General features: G+C 36.5%; 5 protein-coding genes. 3 read left to right on the forward strand and 2 right to left on the reverse strand.

What is annotated here, in order from left to right:
* Positions 1–52 precede the first annotated feature (52 nt).
* Positions 53–1,726 carry a ribonuclease J gene (locus V7266_RS28670; RefSeq protein WP_335472616.1) on the reverse strand — a complete coding sequence of 558 codons (1,674 nt, stop codon included), beginning with the start codon at positions 1,724–1,726 and terminating at the stop codon, positions 53–55.
* 412 nt (positions 1,727–2,138) lie between these two features.
* Between V7266_RS28670 and V7266_RS28675 the strand changes: the two genes are divergently transcribed.
* Complete coding sequence (locus V7266_RS28675; protein ID WP_335472617.1) at positions 2,139–2,693, forward strand: cob(I)yrinic acid a,c-diamide adenosyltransferase; 555 nt, start codon at positions 2,139–2,141, stop codon at positions 2,691–2,693.
* A gap of 106 nt (positions 2,694–2,799) precedes the next feature.
* Positions 2,800–3,237 (forward strand): peroxide-responsive transcriptional repressor PerR, encoded by a 438-nt coding sequence (perR, locus tag V7266_RS28680; protein ID WP_335472618.1) that lies wholly within the window; start codon positions 2,800–2,802, stop codon positions 3,235–3,237.
* 72 nt (positions 3,238–3,309) lie between these two features.
* Here perR and V7266_RS28685 read toward each other — a convergent pair whose 3' ends face one another.
* Complete coding sequence (locus V7266_RS28685) at positions 3,310–3,663, reverse strand: YgzB family protein (RefSeq protein WP_335472619.1); 354 nt, start codon at positions 3,661–3,663, stop codon at positions 3,310–3,312.
* Positions 3,664–3,808: 145 nt separating this feature from the next.
* Between V7266_RS28685 and V7266_RS28690 the strand changes: the two genes are divergently transcribed.
* Positions 3,809–4,672 (forward strand): nucleotidyltransferase-like protein, encoded by an 864-nt coding sequence (locus V7266_RS28690; protein WP_335472620.1) that lies wholly within the window; start codon positions 3,809–3,811, stop codon positions 4,670–4,672.
* The last annotated feature ends 197 nt before the right edge of the window (positions 4,673–4,869 follow it).

Below are 4,869 nucleotides of genomic sequence, written 5' to 3' on the forward strand. Positions count from 1 at the left end.
CATTTACGGGGCAGTTCAGTCACGGGTTAAGTGCTCATCCTTTTTTGTTTATTTAAATTTCTATAATAATCGGGAGAATCATTGGCTTTCGCTTCGTTTGAGCAAATAAATATTGCCCTACGGACTTTTTAATGTTTTGTTTAATCACATTCCATTGGCGAATATTTTCTGCTTGCAAGTCATTGACCGTCTTTTTAACAAGGCGGTTAACTTCTTTGAGCAGTTCATCCGAGTCTCTTGCATAAACAAATCCGCGAGTAATGGTATCGGGGCCTGAAATGATTTTTCGGTCGCCTTTGCTAATTGTGATGACAATAACGAGCATGCCATCTTCAGACAGCTGTTTTCTGTCTCGTAACACAATGTCACCGACATCGCCTACACCGATACCATCTACGTATGTATCCCCAGCAGGAACGGAACGGGTCTGACGGGCAGCTCCATTTTTGATATCGACGACGTCTCCATTTTTAATAATAAAAGTATTTCCTTTATCTACTCCAACGGATTCACCTAACACACGGTGATGGTGCAGCATGCGATATTCTCCATGGATTGGAATGAAATAGGTGGGTTTCATTAATGTCAGCATAAGCTTAAGGTCTTCCTGATAGCCATGGCCGGAAACGTGCATGCCGGTTGTGCTGCCAGAACCGTAAATTACTTTTGCCCCGAGTTGAAATAAATTGTCTATAATCTTAGAAACATCTTTTTCGTTTCCGGGTATGGGGGATGCTGCTAATATGACTGTATCTCCCGGATAAATGGCAACATCGCGGTAGTTTCCGCTTGCTAATCGGGAAAGGGCTGCCAGTGGTTCCCCTTGACTGCCTGTACAGAGGATGGCTACCTTTTCAGATGGCAGTTTATCCACTTCGCTTGCCTCGATGATCATACCTTCTGGAACATTTAAATAACCACGTTCAATGGCAACGTCAACAACATTCACCATGCTTCGGCCTAACAATGCGAGCTTGCGATTTGTCTTTAATGCAGATTCAACCACTTGCTGGACACGATTAACATTGGATGCAAAGGTAGAGATGAAAATTTTCCCTCTAGCTTTTATAAAGGCTTCATCCATATGGGAACCAACCATTTGCTCGGAAGGGGTTAACCCCTTCCGCTCTGCGTTTGTACTTTCAGAAATTAAAACTAATACCCCTTGCTGGCCAAGTTGTGCCATCTTATGTATATCGGAAAATTGGTTATTGGCAGGTGTTAAATCAAATTTAAAGTCGCCTGTATGAACCACAATTCCTTCAGGTGTGTGAAATACAATTCCAAGGCAATCTGGGATGCTGTGGCTTACTTTGAAAAAGGAAATATCCACCTTTTCGAATTCCAATCTTGATTCGGAGTCGATCGTAATGAGTTTGGTGTCCCCTCTTAGTCTATGTTCATCAAGTTTTAATTCAATTAATCCAAGCGTAAATCGGGTTGCGTAAATTGGTACATTTATTTTTCTTAAGAAGTAGGGAATACCGCCAATATGGTCCTCATGACCATGGGTTACAATCAAAGCCTTAATTTTGTCCTGATTTTCCTCTAGATACGTAATGTCAGGGATAATTAAATCGATTCCTAACAAACTTTCATCCGGAAATTTTCCGCCGCAATCAATAATAAAAATATCATCTTCATATTGAACAACATACATGTTTTTTCCGATTTCATTAATGCCGCCAAGAGCTAAAATGGATAAGGAATTTTCAGTGCTTTTCATAAATATCCTCCAATTCAGACTAAATACTATTATTATTCCTTCTGAAATCACTTTGATTCAGGTTCGTAACAAGTTATATGTTTTGATATATTTCTTTGGTTGTTTTGGTGATCTATTTGAGGTATGAAGGAATTAATGCTCTTTGGAGTTAGTAACCTACATACTTTAAAGCCTATTTTCTCAAGAAAAGGCATTTGTCCAATGCAAGAATGCGTAAATTGAATATCATTTTATTAGGGCATACCTCCTCAGATAAAATCATTTGGGTCCATAGTGACCCTTTTTTTTATGAATAAGAATATCATCATTACAACTTTTCTAAATATAACTATAGATGATAAGATGAAGAAAACTGTATCCTTTAAAATACATAAAGAATTAGATAATAAATATTTCTAATGGAGGTAAGAAAATGAAAATCTATACCAAAACGGGTGATAAAGGTACCACTTCCTTAATCTATGGTCAAAGAGTAACGAAAAATGATATGCGGGTCGAGGCGTATGGAACCTGTGATGAAACAAATTCTATGATTGGTCTTGCTTTAAGTTACTTAAAAAATGAAAATTTCCAAGGGAAAGAAATAATTGAAAGTGTATATCATAAAATACAAACAAACCTTTTTCATGTTGGTGCGGAATTGGCTACACCAAAAGGCAAAGAAGTAAAGTGGAAACTTGCTCCTGCTGATATCGAACAACTTGAAAAACAGATTGATGAGTGGGACACTGCTCTGCCTGGACTAACAAATTTCATTCTGCCCGGAGGAGATCCCGCAGGTGCAGCCTTCCATGTAGCCCGAACCATCGCACGGAGAGCTGAGCGTTGTGCGGTTTCATTAGGGGAAGAAGTAAATCCGCTAGTGTTGGCTTATTTAAACCGACTTTCCGACCTTTTGTTTGTAACAGCTAGATATGTTAATTATCAATTAGGGGAAACAGAAAAAACTTTACATGCGGATAGATAGTAACAAATGGTGTTTCTTCGATTACAATATTGACAAAAGTACAAAAGACCTAGTAAAATTAATTATAACAATTATAATTTAATAATATTTTTTAGAAAGAAGGTGCATGGCGATGAATCAATTAAAAGAAGCGTTGGATACCTTGAAGGATACAGGTGTACGAATTACTCCACAACGTCATGCGATACTTGAATATTTAATAAACTCAATGTCACATCCTACTGCAGACGAAATTTATAAAGCCCTAGAAGGTAAATTCCCTAATATGAGTGTGGCAACAGTTTACAATAATTTACGAGTATTTCGTGAAGTTGGACTTGTAAAGGAATTGACTTATGGGGATGCATCCGCTCGATTTGATTTTGTAACCTCTCATCATTACCATGTTATTTGTCAAAGTTGTGGTAAAATTGTTGATTTTCATTATCCTGGTCTTGACGAGGTAGAGCATCTAGCTTCACATGTAACAGGTTTTAAAGTGGATAACCACCGTCTGGAAATTTACGGTTCCTGTCCTGAGTGCGCTAGTAAAGAAGTTCATTAATCATTAAATTAATGTTCGCCAACAAAAAAAGAGGGTGACTATTTTAACCAATGGTTAATAGTCATCCTCTTTTTATTTATTCTGTTTAGTATGATTATAGGATTGATCAAATTGTTTGCCTTCGAGACTAGGATCCAATGTTAATGGTTCCCTGCAGTGCATGCACATGTCTACTCGACCAAGCATCTTAGTGGGTTTGCCGCAGTTAGGGCAATTTACTTGAATAGTCTTCGTTGAAAGCATTCCTATCCAAAAATAAACGACAGTACTGGCGATAATAAAAAGTAGACCTAAAAGCATAAAGATGGTCATAATAACAGGTGAAGTTCTAAAATAAATTCCTATATACATCACAATGAAACCAATAAAAATTAAGGATAATGCAAATGTGCGTATTTTATTAATCTTACTCGAATACTTTGCCATGTTTCTCCCTCCTAGACAAACTATACCATAATTATTTTGTAAGAAAAAATACAAAGAATGTCGAAAATTGTCTTTTAGAAAAAAAGGAAATTAGATATCACTGTCGAACATATAATGCTACCTGAATAAAATGGAGGAATGATGAATGGAAGACATCCTTCGGCCTATTTATCAAGAAAGGGCGAGTCAATCCAATACACTAGGAGTTTTGTTGGTCGAAAAAAAACATAAATCCAGTCATATTACAGATTCATTTGATGTTGTCTTATTGATTATTGTAAAAGAGGCTGACCAGCCATTATTTATTAAACATTATACTTACGATGACAAAAAGGCGGCTATGCATGTCGTGTCAGAATCTCAGCTTCAGGAATGGCTGCTATTGGGCACGAACCGAAAGATATTTGAATGGGTTCATGAAGCGAAAATTCTGTTTGATCGTAATGAGTATGTTATCAATTTAAAAACAGAGCTGCGGGATTTTCCCTTTAATGGACGAAAAATCAAAATGGGCTTAGAATTTGCTAAATTAATTCGCCGCTATGTAGACGGTAAAGCGTTATTTGAGAGTGGTCAATTTTTAGATGCGTATAATTATGTTGTACATTCCCTGCATCACTTAGCTCGACTTGCAGTTATCGAAAATGGCCTTCATCCGGAACTTACAGTTTGGCATCAGGTAAAACAAATAGAGCCAGAAATTTATAAATTATATATTGAGCTGGTGAATAGTGAAGAAACATTAGAGAAAAGACTAGAACTTTTGTTCTTGGCCAGCGAGTTCCTGATTCATTCTAGAACAAGTATTGGTACTTCGCATTTATTGGAAGTATTACGTGGGAAGGAATACTGGCTTTTTAATGAAATAATGAACGAGGAAGAATTGATTCCTTATTCTGTAGATTTGGCTGTGCTAATCGAATATTTAATTGAAAAACATCTATTAGAAGTTGTTAATCTAGAAACAAAAGGTCATGGTGTCTTTCATAGATGTTATCGCGTCTCATAATTATTTTTAAAAAATATTAAAAGGTATTGACCTTTATAAAAATACTTGGTATATTAATAACCGTCGCTGCGAAACATTTAAAAAAAGTTTTGTGAGTGACGGTTAGAAAAAACAATAAAAGTGTTGACATTACAAGCGGTGATGTGTTAAATTAATAAAGTCGCTTGTGAGTGACATGTAATTGCTCTTTGAAAACT

Origin of the sequence: Neobacillus drentensis (assembly GCF_036965645.1) — a bacterium.
GTDB classification, from domain to species: Bacteria; Bacillota; Bacilli; order Bacillales; family Cytobacillaceae; genus Neobacillus; species Neobacillus drentensis_D.